This is a genomic window from Pseudomonas sp. 32_A, from assembly GCF_017490905.1.
GTDB lineage: Bacteria > Pseudomonadota > Gammaproteobacteria > Pseudomonadales > Pseudomonadaceae > Aquipseudomonas > Aquipseudomonas inefficax.
On record NZ_JAFGYI010000026.1, the window covers coordinates 35,229 to 60,512 of the forward strand.

21 protein-coding genes and 2 pseudogenes are annotated in these 25,284 nt (G+C 59.9%); 10 read left to right on the forward strand and 13 right to left on the reverse strand.

Going from position 1 to position 25,284, the window contains the following annotated elements:
* Positions 1 to 74: 74 nt before the first annotated feature.
* A complete protein-coding gene (locus tag J5M58_RS16780; protein ID WP_103462873.1) occupies positions 75 to 1,265 on the forward strand; it encodes a benzoate/H(+) symporter BenE family transporter in 1,191 nt (396 codons plus the stop codon).
* Positions 1,266 to 1,522: 257 nt separating this feature from the next.
* On the opposite strand, the gene J5M58_RS16785 is transcribed toward J5M58_RS16780, so the two are convergent.
* Both J5M58_RS16785 and J5M58_RS16790 read right to left on the reverse strand, forming a co-directional pair.
* The gene (locus J5M58_RS16785; RefSeq protein WP_207878778.1) at positions 1,523 to 3,463 is read right to left on the reverse strand and encodes a methyl-accepting chemotaxis protein; all 1,941 of its coding nucleotides are present in this window, start codon (positions 3,461 to 3,463) and stop codon (positions 1,523 to 1,525) included.
* Between the two features lie 116 nt (positions 3,464 to 3,579).
* A complete protein-coding gene (locus J5M58_RS16790; RefSeq protein WP_207878780.1) occupies positions 3,580 to 4,977 on the reverse strand; it encodes a PLP-dependent aminotransferase family protein in 1,398 nt (465 codons plus the stop codon).
* Positions 4,978 to 5,202: 225 nt separating this feature from the next.
* On the opposite strand from J5M58_RS16790, the gene J5M58_RS16795 reads away from it, so the two are divergent.
* Positions 5,203 to 6,372 carry an MFS transporter gene (locus tag J5M58_RS16795; protein ID WP_112251818.1) on the forward strand — a complete coding sequence of 390 codons (1,170 nt, stop codon included), beginning with the start codon at positions 5,203 to 5,205 and terminating at the stop codon, positions 6,370 to 6,372.
* Between the two features lie 129 nt (positions 6,373 to 6,501).
* On the opposite strand, the gene J5M58_RS16800 is transcribed toward J5M58_RS16795, so the two are convergent.
* Entirely contained in the window at positions 6,502 to 7,263 is a 762-nt protein-coding gene (locus J5M58_RS16800; RefSeq protein WP_112251873.1) for an SDR family oxidoreductase, read from the reverse strand.
* A gap of 175 nt (positions 7,264 to 7,438) precedes the next feature.
* On the opposite strand from J5M58_RS16800, the gene J5M58_RS16805 reads away from it, so the two are divergent.
* Complete coding sequence (locus J5M58_RS16805; RefSeq protein ID WP_112251817.1) at positions 7,439 to 8,440, forward strand: NADP-dependent oxidoreductase; 1,002 nt, start codon at positions 7,439 to 7,441, stop codon at positions 8,438 to 8,440.
* 668 nt (positions 8,441 to 9,108) lie between these two features.
* The gene (locus J5M58_RS16810; protein ID WP_103462879.1) at positions 9,109 to 9,939 is read left to right on the forward strand and encodes an undecaprenyl-diphosphate phosphatase; all 831 of its coding nucleotides are present in this window, start codon (positions 9,109 to 9,111) and stop codon (positions 9,937 to 9,939) included.
* 58 nt (positions 9,940 to 9,997) lie between these two features.
* Here the strand turns inward: J5M58_RS16810 and pyrF are convergent, their stop codons facing one another.
* Positions 9,998 to 10,699, reverse strand: a complete 702-nt coding sequence (gene pyrF, locus J5M58_RS16815; protein ID WP_021783074.1) for an orotidine-5'-phosphate decarboxylase — start codon at positions 10,697 to 10,699, stop codon at positions 9,998 to 10,000.
* Between the two features lie 181 nt (positions 10,700 to 10,880).
* Between pyrF and J5M58_RS16820 the strand changes: the two genes are divergently transcribed.
* On the forward strand, positions 10,881 to 11,048 hold the full coding sequence (locus tag J5M58_RS16820; RefSeq protein WP_010952850.1) for a DUF2897 family protein: 168 nt from the start codon (positions 10,881 to 10,883) through the stop codon (positions 11,046 to 11,048).
* A 312-nt stretch (positions 11,049 to 11,360) separates the two neighbouring features.
* On the opposite strand, the gene J5M58_RS16825 is transcribed toward J5M58_RS16820, so the two are convergent.
* The gene (locus J5M58_RS16825; protein WP_196176916.1) at positions 11,361 to 11,696 is read right to left on the reverse strand and encodes a ComEA family DNA-binding protein; all 336 of its coding nucleotides are present in this window, start codon (positions 11,694 to 11,696) and stop codon (positions 11,361 to 11,363) included.
* Between the two features lie 532 nt (positions 11,697 to 12,228).
* On the opposite strand from J5M58_RS16825, the gene wecB reads away from it, so the two are divergent.
* The 3 genes from wecB (at position 12,229) to J5M58_RS16840 (ending at position 15,463) form a co-directional block, all read left to right on the forward strand.
* Complete coding sequence (gene wecB, locus J5M58_RS16830; protein ID WP_207878782.1) at positions 12,229 to 13,386, forward strand: non-hydrolyzing UDP-N-acetylglucosamine 2-epimerase; 1,158 nt, start codon at positions 12,229 to 12,231, stop codon at positions 13,384 to 13,386.
* Positions 13,387 to 13,521: 135 nt separating this feature from the next.
* Positions 13,522 to 14,361, forward strand: a complete 840-nt coding sequence (locus tag J5M58_RS16835) for a lipopolysaccharide kinase InaA family protein (protein ID WP_207878784.1) — start codon at positions 13,522 to 13,524, stop codon at positions 14,359 to 14,361.
* 211 nt (positions 14,362 to 14,572) lie between these two features.
* Positions 14,573 to 15,463, forward strand: coding sequence for a glycosyltransferase (locus tag J5M58_RS16840; protein ID WP_112251813.1), 891 nt, complete (start codon positions 14,573 to 14,575; stop codon positions 15,461 to 15,463).
* Here the strand turns inward: J5M58_RS16840 and J5M58_RS16845 are convergent.
* The 6 genes and pseudogenes from J5M58_RS16845 to rfbB form a co-directional block, all read right to left on the reverse strand.
* Positions 15,460 to 16,656 carry an O-antigen ligase gene (locus J5M58_RS16845; RefSeq protein ID WP_133970682.1) on the reverse strand — a complete coding sequence of 399 codons (1,197 nt, stop codon included), beginning with the start codon at positions 16,654 to 16,656 and terminating at the stop codon, positions 15,460 to 15,462. The two genes, J5M58_RS16840 and J5M58_RS16845, sit on opposite strands and share 4 nt — an antisense overlap.
* 170 nt (positions 16,657 to 16,826) lie before the next feature.
* A pseudogene (locus J5M58_RS16850) lies at positions 16,827 to 16,916 on the reverse strand (orotidine-5'-phosphate decarboxylase); the annotation flags it as partial.
* Positions 16,917 to 16,938: 22 nt separating this feature from the next.
* Complete coding sequence (rfbC, locus tag J5M58_RS16855; RefSeq protein WP_112251811.1) at positions 16,939 to 17,487, reverse strand: dTDP-4-dehydrorhamnose 3,5-epimerase; 549 nt, start codon at positions 17,485 to 17,487, stop codon at positions 16,939 to 16,941.
* Positions 17,487 to 18,368 carry a glucose-1-phosphate thymidylyltransferase RfbA gene (rfbA, locus tag J5M58_RS16860; protein ID WP_112251810.1) on the reverse strand — a complete coding sequence of 294 codons (882 nt, stop codon included), beginning with the start codon at positions 18,366 to 18,368 and terminating at the stop codon, positions 17,487 to 17,489. Before rfbA ends, rfbC begins: the two co-directional genes overlap by 1 nt.
* 8 nt (positions 18,369 to 18,376) lie before the next feature.
* Positions 18,377 to 19,282 carry a dTDP-4-dehydrorhamnose reductase gene (gene rfbD, locus J5M58_RS16865; protein WP_112251809.1) on the reverse strand — a complete coding sequence of 302 codons (906 nt, stop codon included), beginning with the start codon at positions 19,280 to 19,282 and terminating at the stop codon, positions 18,377 to 18,379.
* The gene (rfbB, locus tag J5M58_RS16870) at positions 19,279 to 20,349 is read right to left on the reverse strand and encodes a dTDP-glucose 4,6-dehydratase (protein ID WP_207878786.1); all 1,071 of its coding nucleotides are present in this window, start codon (positions 20,347 to 20,349) and stop codon (positions 19,279 to 19,281) included. The genes rfbD and rfbB overlap by 4 nt, the downstream gene beginning before the upstream one ends.
* 183 nt (positions 20,350 to 20,532) lie before the next feature.
* Between rfbB and J5M58_RS16875 the strand changes: the two genes are divergently transcribed.
* Positions 20,533 to 21,114, forward strand: a complete 582-nt coding sequence (locus tag J5M58_RS16875) for a hypothetical protein (RefSeq protein ID WP_207878788.1) — start codon at positions 20,533 to 20,535, stop codon at positions 21,112 to 21,114.
* Positions 21,115 to 21,351: 237 nt separating this feature from the next.
* Here the strand turns inward: J5M58_RS16875 and J5M58_RS16880 are convergent, their stop codons facing one another.
* On the reverse strand, positions 21,352 to 22,068 hold the full coding sequence (locus J5M58_RS16880) for a hypothetical protein (RefSeq protein ID WP_207878790.1): 717 nt from the start codon (positions 22,066 to 22,068) through the stop codon (positions 21,352 to 21,354).
* A 1,003-nt stretch (positions 22,069 to 23,071) separates the two neighbouring features.
* Between J5M58_RS16880 and J5M58_RS16885 the strand changes: the two genes are divergently transcribed.
* Positions 23,072 to 24,214: an O-antigen ligase gene (locus tag J5M58_RS16885; protein WP_207878792.1), complete on the forward strand. Its 1,143-nt coding sequence runs from the start codon at positions 23,072 to 23,074 to the stop codon at positions 24,212 to 24,214.
* A gap of 149 nt (positions 24,215 to 24,363) precedes the next feature.
* Here the strand turns inward: J5M58_RS16885 and J5M58_RS16890 are convergent.
* Positions 24,364 to 25,193 (reverse strand): annotated as a pseudogene (locus J5M58_RS16890) (IS5 family transposase).
* Positions 25,194 to 25,284: the final 91 nt, after the last annotated feature.

Here is a 25,284-nt window from a genome sequence, read left to right on the forward strand (position 1 = left end):
CGCTGTATGGCAAGGATCAACCTTGCTCGCTGTAGTCTGAAAAAACTGCTTACACCTTTACAAGGATTTTGTTCATGACCGATGCCACTTCCGCACGCCTGCGGCCCCTGGCAGACAGCTCCCCATCGGCGGTGGTCGCCGGCTTCATCGCCATGCTCACCGGCTATACCAGCTCGCTGGTGCTGATGTTTCAGGCCGGCCAGGCAGCCGGGCTGACCAGCGCGCAGATTTCCTCATGGATCTGGGCGTTGTCGATTGGCATGGCGGTGTGCAGCATCGGCCTGTCGCTGCGTTACCGCACACCGATCACCGTGGCCTGGTCCACCCCCGGTGCCGCCTTGCTGATCACCAGCCTGGGCGGGGTCAGCTATGGCGAGGCGATCGGCGCCTACATCACCTGTGCCGTGCTGGTGCTGATCTGTGGCCTGACCGGCAGCTTCGAGCGCCTGGTCAAACGCATCCCGGCCTCGCTGGCCTCGGCGCTGCTGGCGGGCATCCTGTTCAAGATCGGCAGCGAAATATTCGTTGCCGCCCAGCACCGCACCTTGCTGGTACTGGGCATGTTCTTCAGCTACCTGCTGGTCAAGCGCCTGTCGCCGCGTTACTGCGTACTGGCCGCGCTGCTGGTGGGCACGGCGCTGTCCGGCGCCCTGGGGCTGCTGGACTTCAGCGGCTTCCACCTGGAAGCGGCCACACCGGTGTGGACCACGCCAAGCTTCTCGTTGGCGGCGACCATCAGCATTGGCATTCCGCTGTTCGTGGTGGCGATGACCTCGCAGAACATGCCGGGTGTGGCCGTGCTGCGCGCAGACGGCTACCAGGTGCCGGCCTCGCCGCTGATTTCGGCTACCGGTTTTGCCTCGCTGCTGCTGGCGCCGTTTGGCTCGCACGGGGTCAACCTGGCAGCGATCAGCGCGGCGATCTGCACCGGGCCGCATGCCCATGAAGACCCGGCCAAGCGTTACACCGCGGCGGTGTGGTGCGGGATTTTCTATGGCATTGCCGGGGTGTTCGGCGCGACCCTGGCGGCGCTGTTCGCGGCGCTGCCGAAAGAGCTGGTGCTGTCGATTGCGGCGCTGGCGCTGTTCGGCTCGATCATGAACGGGCTGACCGTGGCCATGAGCGAAGCGCGTGAGCGAGAGGCGGCGGTGATTACCTTCATGGTTACCGCTTCGGGGCTGACCTTGTTCTCGATCGGCTCGGCGTTCTGGGGGATTGTCGCGGGGGTGCTGGCCTTGATGATCCTCAACCCGCGCAGGGCCTGAAGATATTTGTTGCCTGTGCCGGCCTCTTCGCGGGTAAACCCGCTCCCACAGGAATACCACAGGGCTGAAGGCTGTGTGTTCCCTGTGGGAGCGGGCGTGCCCGCGAAGAGGCCGGTATGACAGAAGGTGTTCTGTAGCATTGCTGGCCCCTTCGCAGTACAAGGCTGCTTCACTGGACCTGAAGGCAGTGGGGTACCTGTGGGAGCGGGTTCACCCGCGAAGAGGCCGGTACAGGCAACACAAAGCCCAGGCCCGGATCACAACCTGAAATGCCCCACCATCCCCTTCAGGTCGGTGCCCAACTGCGCCAGCTCGATACTCGACCGGGCATTGTCCTGCATCGCCAACGCCGCCTGATCGGCACTGCCACGAATCTGCGTGACGCTGCGGCTGATCTCTTCCGCCACCGAGCTCTGCTGCTCGGCCGCCGCGGCAATCTGCTGGTTCATCTGCTGGATCAATGACACCGCCGCGGCAATGCTGCCCAGCGCGCTTTCGGTCTGCAGCGCATCAGCCACCGCCAACCGCACCAGCTCGGTACTGCCGCGAATCTGGGCCACCGACTGCTGGGCATTGCCGCGCAGGCTGGCGACCAAGGTCTCGATCTGCTCGGTAGACTGCCGGGTACGCCGCGCCAGCGCACGCACCTCATCAGCGACCACGGCAAAGCCACGCCCCTGCTCACCCGCCCTGGCGGCTTCGATAGCCGCATTCAGCGCCAGCAGGTTGGTCTGCTCGGCCACGCTCTTGATCACTTCCAGCACATCGCCAATGGTGTGGATCTCGGCACTGAGGCTGTCGATACCGGCGCTGGCCGTCTCCGCCGCCGCCGCCAGCTGCTCGATGCGCTGCATGCTCTGGCGCACCACCTGCTGGCCGGAATCAACCTTCTCGTCCGCCGCCTGGGCCGCCTGCGCCGCCTCTTCGGCATTACGCGCCACATCGTGCACAGTGGCGGTCATCTGCTGCATGGCGGTGGCCACCTGCTCGGTCTCTTCCTTCTGGCTGCCTACCTCGCGGTTGGTCTGCTCGGTCACCGCCGACAGCGCCTGCGCATTGCCAGCCAGTTGCTCGATGCCTTGCTGCAAGCCGCTGACAATGCCCGACAGGCCCGCCGCCATCTGCTGCATGGCCTGCATCAACTGCCCTACTTCGTCACGGCGTGGCGCCTGGGCGTCAAAGCTCAGCTCGCCGGCAGCAATGCGCTGGGCGCGGGCAATCACATGCTTGAGCGGCCCGACCACAGCGCGGGTGATCAGCCAGGCGGCCAGCACTCCCACCAGCAGCGCCAATGCCGTGGCCAGGCCGATGGCCACGGCATTGCGTTGCAGTTCGCTCTGCAGGGCCTGTTCCTGCCCCAGGTAGGCCTGGTCGACCCGACTGGTGGCTTGCTCGGCACTGGCCTGCAACTGCGCCTTCAAGCCCTGCTCGCGGGCCAGCTGGTCAGTGTATTCGTTGAGTTTTTCCGAGAAGCTGCCAATGTGCCCCGCCACTTCGCCCAGCACGCTCTGGTAGCCGGCATCGCTGACCGCCCCCTGTAACTGGCTGACCAGGCTGGCGGCCTCGACAGTCTGGGCGATGCGCTCCTGGCTGACGCCCTCTTCGCCCTTGCGGCTTTTTTCCAGGCGTACCCGCGCTTCGTCCATGGCCTGCAGCATCAGCCGCGACACCTGCGCCACCTGCGCGGCCTGCTCGAGGAATGCACCGCCTTGCTGGCCCTGGGACTGTTTGAGGGTGTACACGCCATCATCGGCCAGGCCGGCCTGCAGTACGTCGAGGTTGTTGGCCACGCTGGACACCGACCAGCTGGCCATGTCCAGCGCCAGCTCCTTGGCCTGCACCGCCTCGACAAAGGCTTCGAACGCCTGGCCATAAGCCGCCAGGTCGGTTTCTGCCGCCGCCAGCGCCGGCAGGCCACGGGCGCGCTCGGCCAGGCCCTGCAGGCCACTGCGCAAGGCCTCGGCTTGCTGCAGGTCGGAGCGCAGGGCAAAGGCCTGCTCGTGCTGGCGCAAGCGCAGCAGGTCGGTATTGAACTGGGCCAACTGGCGCAAACTGTCGAAGCGCTGGCCAACGCTGTGTAGCGCGGCAATGCCAATGGCCGCCACCGCCAGGGTCAGCACCAGCACCAGGGCAAAGCCCAGGCCAAGTTTGCGGGCCATGCCCAGGTTGGCCAGCACACCGTGCTTGCTCGCGCCCATGCCGATTCCCCTTCTGCGTGCGAGGTTATCCCGAAGGCCAAGGGTGGCAACGTTGCCAGCCGATGAACAAGGGCCTGGCGTCAGAATGGTGTCAAATAGCTATGAGCGTGTCGCTATCAGCTTGGCAGAGGTCGCCCTGCGTGCTGAAGGAAGGCCTGGGCGCGGGAGTCCTGCCCGTAGGCGACATTGATGCGCAGCCAGGCGCTGGCAGCGCCCTGGTAATCGAAGGCGCTGCCGGGGGTGAGCAGCACATCGTGTTCCAGGGCCAGGCGCTCCAGGCTGGCGAAATCCCGGCCTGGCACGCAGGCCCAGACGAACATGCCGCCGTAGGGCTCGCAGAACACCTGCCAGCCCGCCTGTTCCAGCTGGCCGAGCAGCCTGGCCATGTGCTGCCCCAGGCGCACACGCAGGCGCTGCACGCTCTTGCGGTAGCTGCCGTTGGCCAGCATCTGCCCCACCACCTGCTCGGCAAAGCGCGAGGTGCCGATGCCGCTGACCATCTTCAACTCGGCCAGGCGCGCCAGCAATGCCGGGTCGGCGACCAGGTAGCCGACCCGCAGCGAGCTGCTGAGGGTTTTGGAGAAACTGGCCATGTAGATTACCCGCTGTTCACTGTCGAGGGTGGCCAGGCGGGTGGCCGGGCCTTCCTGGAAGTCGGCGTAGATATCGTCCTCGATGATGCGCAGATCGTGCTCGCGGGCCAACTCCAGCAGGCGGTAGGCCACCTTGGGCGTCAAGCTGGTCCCGGTGGGGTTGTGGTAGAGGCTGTTGATGAACAGGCAGCGCGGCTTGTGCGCCGCCAGCAGGGCTTCGAGGGTGGCCAGGTCGGGGCCTTCGGCGGTGCGCGGCACCGGCAGCATGTGCACCTGGTGCTGGCGAAGCAGGTTGTACAGATTGTAGTAGCCGGGGTGTTCCACCAGCACCGTGTCGCCTGGGCGCAACAGGGTGCGCACCAGCAGGTCAAGGCCGTGGCTGGCGCCGTGGGTGGTGAGGATACGTTCGGGCCCGGCGGCGATGCCCAGCTGCGCCAGGCGCTTGTGCAGCTGCTGGCGCAGGCTGGCCAGGCCCAGGGGTGGGCAGTAGTCGAACAGGTCCTGTGGGTTGCCGCGGCTGACCTGGCGCACTGCCTGGGCCAGTTCGGTGGCGGCGCGCCAGCTGCTGGGCAACCAGCCGCAGCCCAGCTTGAGCAATTCGTCATGGCCCTCGCAGAACTGCCGCCAGCTGCCGTCCCCGGCCTCGCCCCAGGGTTGGGCGTCTTCCACGGCCAGGCCGGGTTTGCGCTCGGCGACGAAAAAGCCGGTGCCGTGGCGGGCCTCCAGCCAGCCGCTGGCGACCAGGCGGTCGTAGGCTTCGATCACACACGACGCACTTACGCCCTGGCTGCGTGCCAAGGCCCGGATCGACGGCAGGCGTGCGCCGGGGCGCAGGCGTTGCTGGTCGATCCAGGTTTGCAGGTGGTCGGTGAGTTGCTGTACCAGCGGGGTGGTGCTGGTGCGGTCGAGTGGGAAGTGCATGAGGCAAGTGTTCGCTGGTTTTGAGCGAACAGTTAAGCATAAAAGGGTTGGCGGTGTGTCTGGTGAGGGGAATGGGCAGGCATCAGAGTTGGCAGGCCCGGCCCTTTCGCGGGTGAACCCGCTCCCACAGGGATCGCACCCAACCCGAGAGCGGTGTCGTACCTGTGGGAGCGGGTTCACCCGCGAAAGGGCCAGTACAGACACTACAGAACCAGGACCCCTACCATGCCCACCGCCCCGGCCCGCCTGGCCTTCGCCCTCTGCCTGATCACCCTGGCCGTCAACCTGCAGGCCCCGCTGTACATCACCTACGCCGACCTCTCCGGCCAAGGCGCTGCCGCCACCGCAGTGGCCTTCTCCGGCTATGTGCTCGGCGTGCTACCCGTGCTGCTGGCCCTGGGCGGGCTGGCCGACAGGGTCGGGCGCAGGCCATTGGTGCTTGCCGCACTGGCCCTGTCGATGGTCGCCACCGTACTGATGCTGCTGGCCCCCAGCCTGCAAACCCTGGGCCTGGCGCGGCTGTTCCTTGGGTTGGGTACCGGCCTGGCTTCGGCCACGGCCACCGCCTACATGGGAGAACTGATGGGCGGCTTGGACAACACCCGCGCCGCCAACTGGGTCACCGCCAGCACCTCGCTGGGCTTTGGCCTGGGCGCGGCGCTGACCAGCCTGTTCCTGTTGCGCGGCCCCAGCCTGACCCCGGGCAGCTTCCACCTGCAACTGCTGCTGGCGGCGCTGGCCATGTTGCTGGCATGGCGCCTGCCCGACCCACGCCCGGCACAACGCAACCCCATGCTGCGCCTGCCCTGCTACCCGCGTGGCAGCGTGGCCTATGGCCTGGCCATTCTGCTGGCGTGGGCCTGCGTGGGGCTGGTGATTGCCCTGCTGCCGGGCATCCTGCGCCAGCATGGGCTTAGCGCCTGGTCGGGGTTTTCGACCTTTTGCGTGATCAGCTGCGGGTTGTTGTTCCAGCCCATGGCACGACGCCTCAGCAGCCGTACGGCCACCTTGCTGGGGCTGGTGATATTGCCCTGCAGCTATGCCGTGCTGGCCTGGGGCGCGGACAGCGGCCAGCTGGGCGCGGTATTGCTGGGTGCGGTGGCGGCCAGTAGTGCGTGCTACGGGTTTATCTACCTGGGCGGGCTGGCAGCGGTGAACCAGTTGGCCGGCAGCGAGAAGACACGGGCCAGTGCCGGGTTCTTTCTACTGGCGTACCTGGGGTTCAGCCTGCCGGTGATCTTTACCGGCTTGCTGAGTGACCGGCTGGGGTCGCGGTTGGCGTTGCTGGTGTTTGGTGGGGTGCTGGTGGTGGGGTGTTTGCTGGTTGGGCTGGCATTGTGGTGGTCTGCCAGGGCCTCTTCGCGGGCCTGCCCGCTCCCACAGGGTTCGCGCTAGCCTTTGTGGTGGCCTGCAAGGGCCTCTTCGCGGGTAAACCCGCTCCCACAGAGATATCACCGGCCCCGAGAGCAGTGGGGTACCTGTGGGAGCGGGTTTACCCGCGAAGAAGGCCACACCGATATCAGATCAGATCGCCGTAGCCCCACCATCCACTGTCAGGCAATGCCCTGTGGTAAACGCCGCGCCGTCGCTGCACAAGTACAGCACGGCGCTGGCAATTTCCTCGACCTTGCCAATACGCCCCACCGGATGCATGGCAGCGGCAAACTCGGCCTTGCGTGGGTCGGCCTCATAGGCGCGGCGGAACATGTCGGTGTCGATCACCGCCGGGCACACCGCATTCACCCGGATGCCCTTCTTGGCGTACTCGATGGCCGCCGACTTGGTCAGGCCGATCACCGCGTGCTTGGAGGCGCTGTAGATGCTCATCTTCGGCGCCGCACCCAAGCCCGCCACCGAGGCGGTATTGACGATGGCCCCACCGCCCTGGGCCAACAGCAACGGCAGCTGGTACTTCATGCACAGCCATACACCCTTCACGTTGACGCCCATGATGGCATCGAACTCCGCCTCGCTGCCTTCGGCCAGGCGGCCCTGCTCGATCTCGATACCTGCGTTGTTGTAGGCATAGTCCAGCCGGCCATAGGCGGCGATCAGGCGCTCGTGCAGTTGGCGCACTTCGGCATCACGGGTAACGTCGCAGGCAATGAACAGCGCCTCCCCGCCCGCCGCGTGGATCAGTGCCACAGTGGCCTCGCCACCGGCCGGGTCGAGGTCGGCCACCACCACCTTCAAGCCCTCCCGGGCGAAAGCCAGGGCGGTCGCCCGGCCGATGCCGGCAGCGCCGCCGGTGACCAGGGCTACCTGGCCGGAAAAGGTCATGCTCATCGCGTGCTCCAAAGGGTGCTTGGTGGGGTTCAGAGCATAGTCAGCCACCACCCGGCCGGGCAGCATCATAACCCCACCGGTTGGGCTACCATGCTTGTCAGTGATGTTAAGGACCTGCCTACATCAACAGGGTAGATTTGACGTCTCCCCCTTCCACTGCCCACAAGGACCCGCCATGACCAACACCAACCGCCGCTTCCTGCTCGCCAAACGCCCGGTCGGCGCCGTGCGCCGTGACGACTTCAGCTTCGAGACCGTGCCCGCCGAACAACCCGGCGAAGGCCAGGTGCTGGTGCGCAACCTGTACCTGTCGCTGGACCCGGCCATGCGCGGCTGGATGAACGAAGGCAAGTCCTACATTCCGCCCGTGGCCTTGGGCCAGGTGATGCGCGCGCTGGGTGTTGGCGAGGTTGTCGCCTCCAACCACCCCGCCTACAAGCCGGGCGACCATGTAAGCGGTGCACTTGGCGTGCAGGACTATTTCACTGGCGAACCCCAGGGCCTGCACAAGATCGACCCCAACCTGGCGCCCCTGCCCCGCTACCTGTCGGCGCTGGGCATGACTGGCATGACCGCCTATTTCGCCCTGCTGGACGTCGGCCAGCCCAAGGCCGGTGACACCGTGGTCATTTCTGGCGCAGCCGGCGCGGTGGGCAGCATTGTCGGGCAGATTGCCAAGATCAAAGGCTGCCGCGTGGTCGGCATTGCCGGCGGCGCCGAGAAGTGCCAGTACCTGAAGGACGAACTGGGCTTTGACGGGGTGATCGACTACAAGGCCGAAGACGTGCTGGCCGGCCTGAAGCGCGAATGCCCCAAAGGCGTGGATGTGTACTTCGACAACGTCGGCGGCGACATCCTCGATGCCGTGCTGACCCGCATCAACTTCAAGGCACGCATCGTGATTTGCGGCGCGATCAGCCAGTACAACAACAAGGAAGCAGTGAAAGGCCCGGCCAACTACCTGTCGCTGCTGGTGAACCGCGCGCGCATGGAAGGCTTTGTGGTGATGGATTACACCAAGGACTACGGCAAGGCCGCACTGGAGATTGCCGGGTGGCTGGCCAGCGGGCAGGTGAAGAGCAAGGAAGATGTGGTGGAAGGGCTGGAGACCTTCCCCGAGACACTGCTGAAGCTGTTCAGCGGGGAGAACTTTGGCAAGTTGGTGCTGAAGGTTTGAGATTGAGGTAGCCAATACTGGCCTCATCGCCGGCAAGCCAGCTCCCACAGGTACAGCGCCACCCTTGAGCCCGACGCTATACCTGTGGGAGCTGGCTTGCCGGCGATTGGGCCGCACAGCGGCCCCGGCGATAACTGCAGCACCGCGTTCGCAGCGCGTCAGACTTTCCTGAACCTTGCCCCCACCGCTTCAGCTTGAAGCAGCAAGCGAACTATCCTACGCAGCGGTCGGAAGCAGCTGAATTGTCGGGGAAATCCCTCAGGGATAACTTCACCGGGTCGCCATGTTGGTGACCGGGTGTGAGAACCTGTTATGCACTGCTGCTCCACTGTTCAATGGCAGCCATTCGCGGGCAGGCTTCGGCTTGGCCGGCGTCAGTGCACCGGTTTCTCACCCCGCGCAATGGCTGCCACCCTTGTCCGTGAGAAAGATCCGGGTGGTTTCTCCTCGTCACGCACTGGATTTTCACTATGAAAAAGTACACCCCCTCCCCAATCCTAACCGCAGGCCTGGAAACCTTCCTCGAAGCCGGCAACCCCACACAAGTCTTCGCAACGTCGCTCTGGTAGCATCCGCCCCCGCACCAACATCTTCGCTGCCTCAATCGGCAATCACAGCTAAATCAAGAGCATGGGCCTGGCAAGCAGCACGGCTCTAACGGGGGATCAATGGATTTATGGACTGCCTTCCAGGCACTCATCCTGGGAGTGGTTGAAGGGCTCACGGAGTTTCTACCAATCTCCAGTACCGGGCACCAGATCATCGTTGCCGATTTGATCGATTTCGGCGGTGAACGCGCGATTGCATTCAACATCATCATCCAACTGGCAGCGATCCTGGCAGTAGTGTGGGAGTTTCGCGGCAAGATCCTGGAAGTGGTGTTCGGCCTGAGCAGCCAGCCTACGGCACGGCGCTTCACTGGCAACCTGCTGTTGGCATTCATGCCGGCGGTGGTGCTGGGCGTGCTGTTCGCCGACCTGATTCACCACTACCTGTTCAACCCGATCACCGTGGCAACGGCCCTGGTGGTTGGCGGGGTGATCATGCTCTGGGCCGAACGCCGTACCCACCGTGTGGCGGTCGACCATGTCGATGACATGCGCTGGACCCATGCCTTGAAGATCGGCTTCGTCCAGTGCCTGGCGATGATCCCGGGCACTTCGCGCTCCGGCTCGACCATTATCGGCGGCCTGCTGTTCGGCCTGTCGCGCAAGGCGGCGACCGAATTCTCGTTCTTTCTGGCGATGCCGACGATGGTCGGTGCGGCGGTGTATTCGGGCTACAAGTACCGCGACCTGTTCCAGCCCGGCGACCTGCCGGTGTTTGCCATCGGCTTCGTGACCTCGTTCATCTTCGCCATGATCGCCGTGCGTGCGCTGCTCAAGTTCATCGCCAACCACAGCTACGCGACGTTCGCCTGGTATCGCATCGTCTTCGGTTTATTGATTCTGGCTACCTGGCAGTTCGGCTGGATCGACTGGTCGACAGCTCAAGGCTGATATCACGCCACAAAAATGAAAAAGGGCTGCATTCGCAGCCCTTTTTCATTGGTCAGGTTCAGCCGCGTATTTCAGCGACTACCGCAGCCAGCGCTTGCGCCGGGTTGGCGGCCTGGCTGATCGGGCGGCCGATCACCAGGTAGTCCGAACCGGCATCCAGTGCCTGGCGCGGGGTGAGGATACGGCGCTGGTCATCCTGCGCACTGCCCGCCGGGCGAATGCCCGGGGTCACCAGTTGCAGCGAAGGGTGCGCAGCCTTCAGCGCCGGGGCCTCCAGCGCCGAGCACACCAAACCGTCCATGCCAGCCTTCTCGGCCAGCGCGGCCAGGCGCAGCACCTGCTCTTGCGGGTCGACATCCAGACCGATGCCGGCCAGGTCTTCACGCTCCATGCTGGTCAGCACGGTCACGCCAATCAGCAACGGCTGTGGGCCGCTACGCTTGGCCAGCTCTTCGCGGCAGGCCGCCATCATGCGCAGGCCACCGGAGCAATGCACGTTCACCATCCACACACCCATCTCGGCCGCAGCCTTCACCGCCATGGCGGTGGTGTTGGGGATGTCGTGGAACTTGAGGTCCAGGAACACTTCGAAGCCCTTGTCGCACAGGGTTTCGACAATGCCCGAAGCGCTGCTGGTGAACAGCTCCTTGCCAACCTTCACCCGGCACAGCGCAGGGTCAAGCTGGTCAGCCAGCTTCAGGGCGGCCTCACGGGTAGGGAAATCCAGGGCGACGATCAGGGGCGTCTGGCAGGCGGACATGGGCAGGGTCTCTTGGCAAGTCGAAAACGGCGCGCATTGTAAACGAAGTGACGCAGGCTTTGGGGCCCGCGGGTCACGGAATTGGCCCGGCAGCGGCTGGCTCCTATAATTGAACCAACGGAACGGGCAATTGCTCAACATTTGTACAAGCGCTGCCCATCACCAGCAAAGGAGAACGACAATGCCCTGGTATGCCTGGCTGATACTCATCATAGCCCTCGGCTCGATCGTCGGCGGGCTGATGCTGCTGCGCGATACGGCAAAAAAACTGCCACTGACCGAAGAACAGCTGCGCAAGGTGCATGAGCGCAATGCCGAAGCGGATGCCAAGGATGCGCAGGACCGCTAGCGCGCCAGCGTCGCAAAGCCGCGTTCATAGAGTTGCACATAACTCATTGACTCAGCGGGGCCCCTGTGGGAGCGGCTTTAGCCGCGAATACCGGCGCAGCCGGTGCCATGCACCGCGTTGGGTTCTTCGCGGCTAAAGCCGCTCCCACATTGTCAGCACCAACTTCCAGACATGCTCCTACAGGCTATGAGGCAACCTGATGGGGCAAGACAGTTGCTCCCGCAGGGTACGCGGACCGCTTTCGAATTCAGTTTTCTCAATTGAATCTTGATAAAAGTCAGGGCCAGGACACAAACCCCAGCCCTTCCCCCCTTACTCCACCATCACCTTGTCCCGGTTACGCTCCAGCAACGCATTACCAATCCCCTTGATCTCCAGCAGCTCATCCACCGAAGCAAATGGCCCATTGGCCTCCCGGTAGGCCACTATCGCCTCGGCCTTGGCCTTGCCTATTCCGTTCAGCTCCTTCTGCAAGGTAAGCGCATCAGCCGTGTTCAAATCCAGCCGCTGCGGCTGCTGGCCCTGCTGCTGGCTTACCACCGGCACCGGCTCGGCCACCGCCGTGGTGCTGGCCGGGGCAGCGCTAAGGGAAAAGGACAGGCTGGCGAACAGCGGCAACAGCAAGTACGACAGAACGTTGTTACGCATGGTGAACACTCCTGGGTTGGTCATTTTCCAGCAGCCGTTTTCCTTCGGCCGCGCAATCAACCCTAGCGGCAAACCCCACACCGAAACAGCCACCATCATCGGCGAATGGTAACCAAATCGATCAATCACCCAGCCAACTTCGCCAACCCAAAAAACAACGGCCTTCCCCCGCCGCCACCCAGGCCCGCGAACATTTGCGCCATGCACCATGGCCTGTAGCCGAATACCCGTTGGTCCGATGCCGCATTCACAGCCAAACCCGCCCACATTCCTACAACCCCCGGTGAACAAGGCCTGAGCACGAACTACCGCACTCTCCAACCAGGCAAACACCTATCCAACTGGCATCACAGGAAGCAACTGCTAGATTTTGAGCAATGGACTGCCGTTTGCTTGAAGGACCCAAGCCGCATGCCTCCACCCTCCCGCCGCTTGCCCTCGCATCCAGCCCGTCCACCAGGCCAGCCTTTCGCGCGTCTACCAGCCCCTTCGGCCCACCCGTACTGCCTCGTCCAGCAAGAGGATCACCGCCGTGCCCCTCAAGACCCTCACCGTATTCGGCACCCGTCCCGAAGCCATCAAGATGGCCCCCCTTGCCCTGCACCTAGCCCAGGACGCCCGCTTCGAGTCCCGCGTGTGCGTCACCGGCCAGCACCGGCAAATGCTCGACCAGGTGCTGGAACTGTTCGGCATCACCCCCGATTACGACTTGGACATCATGAAACCCGGCCAGGACCTGACCGGCGTGACCACGGGCATCTTGCAGGGTATCCAGCCGGTACTGGCCGAATTCAAGCCCGATGTGGTGCTGGTGCATGGCGACACCGCGACCACGTTTGCCACCAGCCTGGCAGCCTATTACCAGCAAATCCCCATCGCCCACGTAGAAGCCGGCCTGCGCACCAACAACCTGTATTCACCCTGGCCAGAGGAAGGCAACCGGCGCCTGACCGGCACCCTGGCCGCCCTGCACTTCGCCCCCACCGCCACCTCGCGTGACAACCTGCTAAGGGAAGGCACCGACCCGGCGAGCATTTTCACCACAGGCAATACCGTGATCGACGCCCTGCTGGAAGTGGTGCACAAACTGCAGAGCCCGGCGTTGAGGGCGCAGTTCGAGCGCCAGTTCGATTACCTGGCTGCCAACCGCCGCATGGTGCTGGTAACAGGCCACCGCCGCGAGAACTTTGGCGGTGGCTTCGAACGCATCTGCCAGGCGCTGGTACAGACGGCGCGCCAGTTCCCCGATGTGGATGTGCTGTACCCCGTGCACCTCAACCCCAACGTGCGCGAGCCGGTCAACCGGCTGCTGGCGGATGTGGGGAATATCCACCTGATCGAACCGCTGGATTACCTGCCGTTCGTGTACCTGATGAGCCGTGCGTACGTAATTTTGACCGACTCGGGGGGCATTCAGGAGGAAGCGCCGGCACTGGGCAAACCGGTGCTGGTGATGCGCGATACCACGGAGCGGCCAGAGGCGGTGGCAGCGGGGACGGTGAAACTGGTGGGTACGGAGGTTGGTTCCATTACGGGGGAACTGGCCAGGTTGCTGACGGATGAGGGGGCTTATCGGGAGATGAGTGTGGCGCATAACCCGTATGGCGATGGGAAGGCGTGTGGGCGGATCGTGCAGGCGCTTGCAGATTTTGCCGTTGCACAGAGTGCGCAAAAGGCGCCCAGGGCTTGAGCCAGAGGGGCCGCCGATGCGGCCCCATACCATACGATTAAGTTAGCGACCGTCAATAAATTGTAGGAAAAATGTGAAAAATCTGTAAGATTGGATCCATTGAGATGTGGCTTTTTGATATTACAAGGACGAAGCGTGGTCGGCGACACCCAGATCTGGCAAGACGAATATCCTCATACCCTGCGGTATCGCGACACCACCCTGCACCTTCAGGGCCCCATTGCCCCTCACACCCGACAAGCCCTGGAACAGTTGATCGAGCAAAGCGCCAGCGCCAAGCGGGTCAGCGCCCCGCTCGCTTGCGTGCAGAGCCAGTTGTTCACCAAGCGCGAAAAACTCGACTCGCTGAAAAAGAAACTGCGCATGCAACGCGGAAGGCCCAAGCGCAACGGCTTGTACGACTGGTCTCTCGAGGAACTGATCAATACGCGCGAAGCAGGCCGCCGCGGTGCACGGGTGCCAAGGCTGGTTGGCTACGGTTACAGCCGCTCCAGGTTCGGCCTGATGCAGGACTTCATTCTTATCACCGAATTGCTCAGTGGCCACGAGGACGGGTTGGCAAGAGTCCGCAGGGCGCCCGAAGCGGTGCACCAGGTAATCGAGGCCGCCTTCGAACTGTTGCATGCCCTGCACTGCCGAGGGGTCACCCACATGGACCTGTGGGCCGCCAACGTGATGCTCCCGCAACAAGGCAAAGCACAGGCCATCGACCTGGAGAACAGCTTCTCCGAGCCGAGCAATTTCTTCAGCGAAACCCTGGGCTTTCAGTTCGGCTTTTTCTACTACCGGGAAATTTACCGCTACATAACCGAAGCGGCCTACGATGCTGTGGTTGAATGCGCACTGGCCGAGTACTTCCCTGATGTGCAACGTGCTGCCTTCAACCGGGTGTACGCGCTTGCCAAGCATGAGGAAATCGGGCGCCTGAAGCGCCGCGAGATCTTCACCCGTGGCGTACTCGAAAGTTGTTGGTAGAGCGCCATCGCTACCCAGTTCGCCTGAGTCGGTCTGGCCGGATGCAGAAGACTGGGTGACCTGCGCCGTGCGTACCGTATCCCTGCGATGCCCCTTCCTTTAGAATGGGAAATACCTGCCAGAGCCACTGAATTGCCATCAATTCAGACAAGAGCAAGCAGGTAGCCTGCACAAAAGCTTCATACAAACGGATCAAAGCTAGGGATTTCACATGAGTTCTGAGAGTCACGAGGTTACTGACACTCCGTTGGTGACAGTGATAATCGCGTCGTACAACCACGCGCGTTACATCGAAGCAAGCATCACCAGCGTCATCAACCAGACCTACAAGAACATCGAGCTTCTGGTGATCGATGACGGCTCCAAGGACGACAGCCCTGCAGTGCTCAAGCGCCTTCAGGAGCAGTACGGCTTCGACCTGCGCTTCCAGGCCAACCAAGGCCTGGCACGCACCCTCAACGACGCGATCGCTCGCGCCAAGGGCGACCTGATCGTGCCTTTCGGCTCCGACGACATCATGCTGCCGCACCGTATCGCCACCCAGGTGGAGTACATGAACGGCAAACCTGAAGTGGGCATCTGCTCGGCCAACATCGAAACCATCGACCAGGATGGCAAGGTGATGGGCGCCCGCGAGCAGCGCAACCGTAACCTGCCCTTCCGCCGCCTGGACTTCGACGACCTGTTCCTCGACCGCAAGCCTGGCCCCATGGCAGCCACATTGATGCTGCGCCGCGAGGCGCTGGAAAAAGTGGGCGGCTTCAATGCCGATATCCGCCTGGAAGACGTGTATATCGAGCTGTCGATCGCACGTGCCGGTTACTTCATCGACGTGCTGGGCGAGGTGCTGGCGCAGTACCGTGACCACCCGACCAACACCTTCAAGAACGGCCGCTTCATGGTGGATAACGTGTTGCGTACCTTTGCCGTGTTCAGCGACCACCCGCAGTACGAGCAGGTGTGCATGAAGTTCCGTAACTCCATGGTGCTGAAGTACGCCAACCGCGACAAGGCACTGAGCCGGGAAATCCTTTCGGAAATCCCGCTCAGGTACTGGAACAAGAAGACCCTGCGCGGTATGTGGCGGATGGCCTGGGCTTAAGCCGCGCGGCTACGCTTCCAGTGGACCAGTGACTGCCCATAGACCAGGGCCATCGGGATCCAGATCAGGAACCAATGCTCCTTCGGGCGTGACATGAAGGCACTGCCTTCAGTCAAGCCCGAGGCGAAGCCGAAGATCAGCCAGGTTGCCGCAAGGGTAACACCGGGGTGTTTACGGTAAGCCCAGCAGAAGTACATGGCCACGCCGTAAATCGCCATCCACAAGGCCAAGCCTACGATCCCTCCGGCGTATAGCACGCCTAACTCTATGTTATGCGGATCGGCAAGTGTTCTTCCAAGCCCCGGGATAATCACCGTCATGGGTGAGTCGAAACCATGCCCTAACCATGGATGCTCACTGATCTGGCGCAGTGATTCCAACCAGATAGCCGGACGGAAAGATACACCACGCTGAGTGACGGCTTCGGGATACGCCAGTGCAACGCCAATCAACGCAAGCACAATCATCCCAACGGCCATGAGCCCACGCCTGCGGTCGCCAACGACCAGGAGCCAACCCAAAGCAGCCGCCAGGCCAATCAATGGCGTGCGTGAGCCGGTTGCGAGAACCGCCAGCCCCAAGATCGCCAGGCAAACCAGCGGCAATGGGCTGAGCGCGCTACGTGCCTGGAACCAGGACGCCAACCAGAACGCGGCGAATGCGCCAAACAAATGGGCGGTGAGTAAAGGGTTGTACAGCGCGCCATAACCTACCAAACGTCTACCCGTAAAAGAAGGGTTCAGGTAGAGGAAGTAAGCCAGTGAAACGCCTGCCGCAAGCGCTGCGAAGATAGCTGCCAGACGCGTGCATTGCTCCAGCTGCCCTGGAGAACGCAGGCTGATGATACCGGCAGCGAACAGCAACATTGCTATGTACAGTGGCCGCTTGAGCAAGCTGCCAACGGAGTTTTCCGTGTCGGACCAGGCGATGCTCAACAGGGTGTAGGCACTGAAGGCCAGGAACGCCAGGAACAGTGGGTTACAAACGAGAGGTTTGAACCATTTACGCTGTGCGATCAACATCCCAAGCGTGGGCAGGGCAAGAAAAATGTAGAAAAGCTTGTGGTAGGTAGTACGGTCCCAGGCCCAGAACATCCCTGTAAGGATGAAAAACCAGCCCAATGGCAACAGGTAGGTATTGACCAGACTTCCAAAGCGTTGAGCCGGGGACTCTAGTGATACATCAATCGACATCTAGCGTCCTCAGGCAAACGGCGTTCTTCATCACATATCCTATGCGAATTTAATTATAAAAATGCTGCAGCTGATGGAAATCGCCCTTTTCTGAAACAATTTCTTTTCCCGGCTCAGCTGCGAATTTCTGCCACGACCGGTGTCACCAATTGCAGCAGTGCCGTGCACAGCAAAAGCCACGGCTGCGGGGCGCTGCGCTTGGCAAGCGGTTCATGGCAGCTCGCCATCATACGCAGGCCACCAGAGCAATGCACGTTCACCGCCCCTTCCCCGCAGGTACCGTCAGTCGAACAGGTCGGCCTGCGCCAGCGCCTTGCCGAGCTGGTCCTTGGCAGACAGCGTGGGCTGGAAGTCTATCGGCCAGTCGATGGCAATTTGCTGATCATCCCAGGCAATGCAACGTTCGCTCTGGGCCGAGTAGAAGTCGGTGGTCTTGTAGACAAACTCGGCAGTCTCACTCAACGTCACGAAGCCGTGGGCGAAACCCGGTGGAATCCACAACTGGTTATGGTTTTGCGACGACAACACCGCACCGACCCATTTGCCAAAAGTGGGTGAGCTACGGCGGATATCCACCGCCACATCGAACACTTCACCCTGTACCACACGCACCAGCTTGCCTTGGGCGTGGGGCGGCAGCTGGTAATGCAGCCCGCGCAGCACGCCCTTCACCGAGCGGGAATGGTTGTCCTGAACGAAGCCTGGCTGCAGGCCAGTCACTTCATTGAACACGCGCGCATTGAAACTCTCGTAGAAAAAGCCACGCTCATCACCGAAAACCTTTGGGGTAAACAGGAAGACTTCAGGGATGGCCAACGAAATAGCGTGCATCAAAATACCTTCACTTCAAGCAGGTTCTTCAGGTACTGGCCGTAACCGTTTTTCAGCAACGGCTGGGCAAGGCGCTCAAGCTGTTCAGCGTTGATCCAGCCCGCGCGATAGCAAATCTCTTCAGGGCAAGCGACCTTGAGGCCCTGGCGCCGCTCCATGGTGGCAATGTATTGGCTGGCATCCAGCAAGCTGTCGTGGGTACCGGTATCCAGCCACGCATAACCACGCCCCATGATCTCGACCTGCAGTTGCTGCTGCTGGAGATACAAGTTGTTGAGGTCGGTGATTTCCAGCTCGCCCCGTGCCGAAGGCTTCAGTTGCCTGGCCAGGTCGACGACCTGGTTGTCGTAGAAATAAAGGCCGGTGACCGCATAGTTGGACTTGGGGACCTTCGGCTTTTCCTCAATCGACAACACGCGCCCGCTGCCGTCGAACTCCGCCACCCCGTAACGCTCCGGGTCCTGGACGTGATATGCAAAGACCGAAGCCCCGGTCTGCCGCTGGTCAGCGCTCAGAAGCAGCGCCTGGAAGTCGTGACCATAGAAAATGTTGTCACCCAGCACCAAGGCGGACGCGGCGTTGCCGAGGAAATCTGCGCCGATGGTGAACGCCTGGGCCAACCCGTCGGGGCTAGCCTGCACGGCATACGAAAGGTTGATGCCCCAACGGCTACCATCACCCAACAACTGTTCGAAGCGCGGCGTGTCCTGTGGCGTCGAGATGATCAGGATGTCACGAATACCGGCCAGCAGCAGCGTACTGAGCGGGTAGTAGATCATCGGTTTGTCGTACACCGGCAACAGTTGCTTCGATACCGACAATGTGGCGGGGTGCAGGCGAGTGCCAGAGCCGCCCGCCAGAATGAGTCCTTTGCGTGCCATAAAAATTCCTAGCGCTGGATTTCGTCCAGCATGCGTTGCACACCTTGTTGCCAAAGCGGCATCTTGAGATTGAAGGCCTCTTCGAGTTTAGCCAATGCCAGACGAGAATTTCGCGGGCGTGGCGCCGGCACCGGGTAAGCTTCGGTACTTATTGCGCCTACCTGCTCAGCTGTAACCTTCAAGGCAATGCCACTGCGGCTGGCATGCGCCAATACGAACTGGGCATAACCGTGCCAGCTGGTTTGGCCGGCTGCGGCAAGATGGTAAATGCCTGCCAAATGGCGCGCGTCCTGCACACTGAATATTCGGTGCAGGATATGGGCGGTAACATCGGCGATCAGGTCTGCACCGGTGGGGGCGCCAAACTGGTCTGCCACCACGTTGAGCGCATCGCGCTCTGCCGCCAGACGCAGCATGGTCTTGGCAAAATTGTGGCCGCGCGCAGCATATACCCAGCTAGTACGCAGCACTACGGCAGAGGCACCGCTGGCCTGAATGGCCAGCTCACCATCGAGCTTGGTACGGCCATAGACAGACAACGGACCGGTGGGGGCATCCTCTTGCCATTGGGCCTGGCCACTGCCATCGAACACGTAGTCCGTGGAGTAGTGAATCAGCCATGCACCCAGCTTGGCGGCCTCACGCGCCAGAACGCCCGGCGCTTCGGCATTGATCCGCGCAGCCAGCTCTGGCTCGCTCTCGGCTTTGTCCACTGCCGTGTAGGCCGCAGCGTTGACGATCACATCCGGGGCTAGCGAGCGCACTGTAGCCGCCAGGCCTTCGAGATCACTCAGATCACCACACAAGCTACCGTCGCCCTGGCGGTCAAGCGCAATCACCTCCCCCAATGGCGCGAGGGCACGCTGCAACTCCCAACCTACCTGTCCGTTCTTCCCCAACAGCAAGATTTTCAAACTTTTTCAGCCCCATACTGCTGTGCGACCCAGTCACGATAACTGCCGTCCATTACGCCTTTGACCCAGTCCTGGTTAGCCAGGTACCAGCTAACCGTCTTGCGAATACCGGTTTCGAATGTTTCGGCAGGCTTCCAGCCAAGCTCGCGCTCGAGCTTGCGGGCATCGATAGCATAACGGCGGTCGTGGCCTGGGCGGTCGGTGACGAAGCTGATCTGGCTGGCATAAGGCTGCCCGTCAGCCCGCGGGCGAAGTTCATCGAGCAGTGCACATACACGGTGGACGATGTCGAGGTTGGGCATTTCGTTCCAGCCGCCGACGTTGTAAACCTCACCCACCTGCCCTGCTTCCAGCACACGGCGGATGGCGCTGCAGTGGTCTTTGACGTACAGCCAGTCACGTATCTGCTGCCCATCGCCATACACCGGCAGCGGCTTGCCAGCCAAGGCATTGACGATCATCAGCGGGATCAGCTTCTCGGGGAAATGCAGCGGCCCGTAGTTATTGGAGCAGTTGGTGGTGAGCACCGGCAGGCCATAGGTATGGTGATAGGAACGCACCAAGTGGTCACTGGCCGCCTTGCTGGCCGAGTACGGGCTGTTTGGCTGGTATTGGTGGGTTTCGGTGAACGCAGGTTCACCGGCTTTCAGCGAGCCATAAACCTCGTCGGTGGAAACATGCAGGAAGCGGAACACCGCCCGCTCTGCCTCATCCAAGCCCTGCCAGTAGCCCCGCACTGCTTCCAGCAACTGGAAGGTACCCACCACATTGGTTTCCACGAATGCCTGGGGCCCGTGAATGGAGCGGTCGACGTGCGACTCGGCTGCGAAATTGAGCACGGCGCGCGGGCGGTGCTCGGCCAACAGCCGTTGCACCAACGGCCCATCGCCGATATCCCCATGCACGAAGACATGTTGCGGATTACCTTCCAGGCTAGCCAGGCTCCGCAGGTTGCCGGCGTAGGTCAGTTTGTCCAGGTTGACGATGGTTTCGCCTGACTGGCTAAACCAGTCCAGCACGAAATTCGCACCGATGAAGCCGGCGCCGCCGGTTACCAGGATTGTCATAGGGTTGAACGCTTCTCGAGTAAGTGTCGGGTAAAGGTAACTGGGCGCAATTCTAGACGGGAAAGCTGCAGGAGTGTTGCGGTAAGACGCCGTTCACGCTTTTGGCTGTTGTTCTGTCATTGACGGCGGGGCAAAATACGACCCCTTCTCAGGAAAAGCCATCTGGGCTCACAGGGATTGTCCATGCCGTCTATTTTTCCTTCGGTCGCTGTTGCGGCCTTGTTTGCTTCCGCGCCTGTCTGGGCACAGTCCACGCAGCTTGCTGACCGGGTTATGACGCCGAGTGCGTTCCTGGGGGTTGATCTGCAAGGGGACTTCATGACCGAGGTGCCGGAGTGTGCAGCAGGGGACCTACGCCCTAGCGAGCCTTGCCGGGTTGCGACCGAGAAAGCTGGGCGATTTGAGGTGCGGGGGTTGCCGTATCTGCCTATTTCGCCGGGGTACAAGTTGTTTGCAACGGTGGATGGCGGGGCTGTTAGTCAGTTGGTTTTGACCGGGAATGCTAATAATTTGTATCTGGTTAAAGAGATGCTGACTGATAAGCTCGGGCAGCCGGCGACTAGCGGGACTCATTGGGTGAAGTTGAAGTCCGGGGCTTCTTATGAGGCTGAGGTTTATAAGTGGAATTCTGAAGGGGTAGCTGTTGATTTTGGCCGAGATCTTAGTGATCTTGGGCGGTATTCGGTTACTTTTTCGACTTCGATGGTTGGTACGGAGGTTGGTAATTTTGATACCAAACCTGCGGCTTATGGCCCAGGTTTGTAAGCTGATAAGCAAGCCTGAAGGGGGCTAGCACACAGGGCTTTTAATGCTGTCACTGATAGCAATAAGAAGGCCTGCCCGCTGCTTATCTTTGATACACCGCTCCCCCTTCCTATGCAGCGAGCTGGCTTCCCGAAACGCACACAACGTGCAAGCCTCTTTGCTCAAAGCCGCGCCACATTCAGGTCGCTTGGACTAGCTCCTATCATCCAACCCGCTCATGGCATTATACGGCCATGCTCAAGGCGAAAGCGCCATGAGGTAGATATCTGACCGAAAGTCGCGTGTAGTTATAACTTTGGGATTTCGAAGGGCCATCAACATCGGCCTACCTCGCACCGAAAATACCCAAGGTGAGGAGAACTGACCCGAGTCGACGAGGCGATTGATTTCTCCGGTTGCAAGTTCATGCCGAATAAGCCCGCCTGAAACGGGCGAGGTGACCACTATCCTGCCATCCAAACCAACAGCCGCTCCGCCTGCATAAGTATGTAGCGCAGTCTCCGCAATATACTGGTTAGAAATAACTTCTCCTTTTGCCAAATCCATAGTCACGAGCCTACTCATCCCACGAGAACCATCACCATTCATTTCCGTATAGGAAACGGCGATGACATTCTCTGCAATCCACCTGGCCTCATACGGAATAGTATCGAGGTCGGCGTTTTTGCCAAGATCTATTGGATACTCTAGTGTAGTCTGAAATTCGTCCTTCGTAACTACAACCTTCAACCCGCGATGCTTCTTAGAAGAGCTCGAGTAGATCGCATACGCCATAGCACACCGACCATCCTCAGCCAAAGAAAGAGGCGTGGAGTACGGGAACGTACCAGCCCCAAATCCAGCAATAACGACCGGATCGCTCCAAGAATCACCTCCATCGTTAGTGCATCTAGCAACTACACGCCTCCACTCACCGCTGGAATACTGCCCTATCCGCTCTTGGAGCGTATACATGAGTAAGATTTTTCCGTCGGGAAGCGCCGCCAATGACGTGTAAGTCGCTCGGCCAGGGTCAACTACATTGGCCACACTCCAAGACCATGCATCATTTGGATTTATACTCCGGGCACAGAGCATAGGAGATGCGTGATTACTGAAGCACGCTAAGACATGGCCTGCGTATTTGCCACTTGGGATCCGAATAAGTGAAGGTGAGCCATGATCGCTGGAATCATCAAATTTGTGCAGCTGCGCTGTCCTCCTGATTAACAGAAGATCAGTGATCTCCGCCACTTTGACTTCGCCTGAGGATGTGACGTAACCGACACAAAACCCTCCATCCAACTCGGCAACTGCCGGACGGTTATACCAAAGGCTATAAGCATTTGTAAGTATTAGAGGCGTCGGAGTAGACAGCCTGCGCATAAATGGAACCGCGGAGAATGCGGCAATTACACCAGCTGACATCAAAAAATCTCTACGATTCATCAGGGTTCACGCAAGCCAAAACCGCCATTATGCCCAAAATCACGATCTGCTGCCGAGGTCTTTTAGAGACGCGCAATGCTAATCTAAAATACAACATGTCCAAGTCCTGCTGATCGTGTCAGTAGTCATCACTGGGGCTGGAGCAGCTCTTAATATTCTATCTCGCACCGCGTTTTTCACGGTAGTTGTCGTGTCGACAATCCTGCAATGTCAATGTTTTTGCGTGCTGCTGCTTCCAGTCAAGGTAAAGCAGTACAGTACCTATCGCCAGCTGTTTCGTGTGGACTAGGCTCTTCGCCCTGGGCTAGCCTACCGTGCTGGCGCAGCCGGAGATTGCCGTCGCAGGTTGATCAAAGCCCCCTGGAGCATGGAACCAAAACGCCGCTTTGTTGGTCGGTACTAGGAGAATCAGCTGCTTTGTGTTGGTAGTGTGCACTGACTTTCTCTTATTTTTCGAGCAACGCATAGAGCCTCGCTCGCACTTGGGTTATGATTTGCTCACACGTTGGGCGCATTGAACAGGACGGTCATGGTCATCAGAATTTCCAATATAGTATTTTCTCTAACCTTCCCAGGAACTATCCTGTATTACGTCGCAATATCACAGCATATCTTCCCACCGATAAATTCTGGGTTTTTCGGGATAATGTGCACCTTAGCCCTACTCACCATGCTACCCCTATATATCATTAACGCATTCAGCGCAGGAAAAATTCAGCCGATAGACTTTGCATTTTTCCTATTCCTTGGTGCATTCGCACTAATAGTGGTTTGGCATGGAGCACAAACCCCAGACAAGTCCTTGATGACCTGGCACTTAGTCTCTATCGCACAAAGCATTGCTGTTTTTCTCTTATGCAAGAAAACATTTTCCGACACAGAAAATAACTCATGGATTGTAATACTATCTTGGATCGCCGCATCAGCATGCATACTTATCTTCAGCAATGATGGAAGACTTGCTCTAAGAGAGATGTCAGACGACGTAGGCATCATACCTAGTTATCAGACATTTGCTCTATGCTATATGGTTACCACGACCTTCATAATAACCAAGGTGAAATTACGACCCCTGCGCTACATAGTGCACATAATCGCATTAACCTGCCTATACATCAACTCAGCCAGAAGCGAATTTGCAGGCTATCTTTTTTTCGCAGCCCTGCTTGAATTCCTAAGCTACAAAAACAAATCAACTCCAATTATATTGGCATTCATCATATTTAGTTTTGCCATAGTAGCCATTACTACTGAAGCCGTTAAACTACCAGAAAGCAGAATCACCGCACTAGCCGACCTCCAAAACGACAACTCAAGCAATGAGCGCGATAGAATGTCAAAGGAAGGCATTGAAAAAATATTTGAAAGCCCTATATCTGGGGCGTACGGACAATACGAAGAGGGTGGATACATACACAACATCATGTCCGTATGGCAGGAAACTGGAATATTTGGAGCACTATTCTTTATTTTACTTATAACCATCCCGGCATTAAGAGGAATAAGTAAAGTACTTTCACGAAAGCCTGACCATCTATCAATCGTCGGACTATCATTGATATTAACCACGATACTCCTGCTAGTTGCCGGAAAATATTTTACCTACCTACTTGTCCCTACCGCTCTCGCGCTTTGCTCGGTAACGAAGCCAAAACCTACACAACATGGGTAAGGGCACATAAATTCTCATTACCGGTAGACTGGACGGCCTTAAGGAAAGCTTGGAGCAGGAGACACTTAGGTAAGTTCAAAAAAGCTACGCTACGCTGATCACACTGGCTTTCAGTCCGTGCATGGAGAGCTTTTCTATACAGGGCCTAGTCAACTATTTAACTGCCAACTAGGCTCTGTACGAAAAAGATGTCGCAAATACCGGATGGAACAAACCTGTGAGACCATAGCGGCGTAGCTTTTGGCGAGCTTGTCGAAGCGCATTACGATCCAGCAATTCTCTTTCAGCCAGCCAAACATGTGCTCGATGATGTTGCGCTATCGGTATTTGGGGCGATCAAACTGCTTAGGTAAGCCTGGCTTGGGTTCGCGCTTCATTGAGCGCATCAGGATGACGGGCTGCATTCGATATTGATCGCAGTCGCGGCGTAGCGCTTCGGCATCGTAGCCCATGTCGGCAAGCCCGCACTTACAGCGTTTGTGCCGGCGGCCACGTTGGCTCGGAGGCATGCTGACCTCGTCCAGTAAAGGTTGAGCGTAGCTGACATCACTGGCTTGACCGCCAGAAACAAGGAAGCGCAACTGTGTCCAATTGGCGTCACAAGCATGTGGACTTTAGTTGTCAGGCCACCGCTACTGCGCCCTAGAGCGTGATCGGTAGCCTCGCCAGCCCCTTTTTCCGAGCGCCAGATGAGGCTCGGGTTGCGCGTACTGCGGTTGAGCCGATCATCCAACTTTGCAGATCGATCAAACCTTGCTCATTCAACCTAAGTTGTAACCGTTTGAACATCTAATCGAAGGCCCCTGATTCCACAAGCCCCTAAACCATTGATACGCCGTTGACCAGGGGCCAAAGCGCTCCGACATAGGTCGCCACGCAGCGACCAAGCAGAGCCCCAGAGCACGCTGTCGAGCACCAGGTGGTCGCTCCGTCTCGGCCGCCCTCGGCCATGGGTTTCGGTGGAGATATCGGAGACCACGCCCTAGGCCTCGTCCGAAAGCTCGTAACGCTTTGCCATCACAGAATTCCTTTCCGTCGATGGCGGGGCCCCTACAAAATCTTAGCGCTCA

Excerpts from the sequence above, each read along its gene's own strand:
- J5M58_RS16785 (WP_207878778.1), bottom strand. The coding sequence starts at position 3,463 with ATGGGCGCGAGCAAGCACGGTGTGCTGGCCAACCTGGGCATGGCCCGC.
- J5M58_RS16805 (WP_112251817.1), top strand. The coding sequence starts at position 7,439 with ATGACCAACACCAACCGCCGCTTCCTGCTCGCCAAACGCCCGGTCGGC.
- J5M58_RS16810 (WP_103462879.1), top strand. The coding sequence starts at position 9,109 with ATGGATTTATGGACTGCCTTCCAGGCACTCATCCTGGGAGTGGTTGAA.
- J5M58_RS16795 (WP_112251818.1), top strand. The coding sequence starts at position 5,203 with ATGCCCACCGCCCCGGCCCGCCTGGCCTTCGCCCTCTGCCTGATCACC.
- J5M58_RS16880 (WP_207878790.1), bottom strand. The coding sequence starts at position 22,068 with ATGTATACGCTCCAAGAGCGGATAGGGCAGTATTCCAGCGGTGAGTGG.
- J5M58_RS16845 (WP_133970682.1), bottom strand. The coding sequence starts at position 16,656 with ATGTCGATTGATGTATCACTAGAGTCCCCGGCTCAACGCTTTGGAAGT.
- J5M58_RS16780 (WP_103462873.1), top strand. The coding sequence starts at position 75 with ATGACCGATGCCACTTCCGCACGCCTGCGGCCCCTGGCAGACAGCTCC.
- pyrF (WP_021783074.1), bottom strand. The coding sequence starts at position 10,699 with ATGTCCGCCTGCCAGACGCCCCTGATCGTCGCCCTGGATTTCCCTACC.
- J5M58_RS16885 (WP_207878792.1), top strand. The coding sequence starts at position 23,072 with ATGGTCATCAGAATTTCCAATATAGTATTTTCTCTAACCTTCCCAGGA.
- rfbB (WP_207878786.1), bottom strand. The coding sequence starts at position 20,349 with ATGACAATCCTGGTAACCGGCGGCGCCGGCTTCATCGGTGCGAATTTC.
- J5M58_RS16840 (WP_112251813.1), top strand. The coding sequence starts at position 14,573 with ATGAGTTCTGAGAGTCACGAGGTTACTGACACTCCGTTGGTGACAGTG.
- J5M58_RS16820 (WP_010952850.1), top strand. The coding sequence starts at position 10,881 with ATGCCCTGGTATGCCTGGCTGATACTCATCATAGCCCTCGGCTCGATC.
- rfbA (WP_112251810.1), bottom strand. The coding sequence starts at position 18,368 with ATGGCACGCAAAGGACTCATTCTGGCGGGCGGCTCTGGCACTCGCCTG.
- J5M58_RS16875 (WP_207878788.1), top strand. The coding sequence starts at position 20,533 with ATGCCGTCTATTTTTCCTTCGGTCGCTGTTGCGGCCTTGTTTGCTTCC.
- J5M58_RS16790 (WP_207878780.1), bottom strand. The coding sequence starts at position 4,977 with ATGCACTTCCCACTCGACCGCACCAGCACCACCCCGCTGGTACAGCAA.
- J5M58_RS16825 (WP_196176916.1), bottom strand. The coding sequence starts at position 11,696 with ATGCGTAACAACGTTCTGTCGTACTTGCTGTTGCCGCTGTTCGCCAGC.
- rfbC (WP_112251811.1), bottom strand. The coding sequence starts at position 17,487 with ATGCACGCTATTTCGTTGGCCATCCCTGAAGTCTTCCTGTTTACCCCA.
- J5M58_RS16800 (WP_112251873.1), bottom strand. The coding sequence starts at position 7,263 with ATGAGCATGACCTTTTCCGGCCAGGTAGCCCTGGTCACCGGCGGCGCT.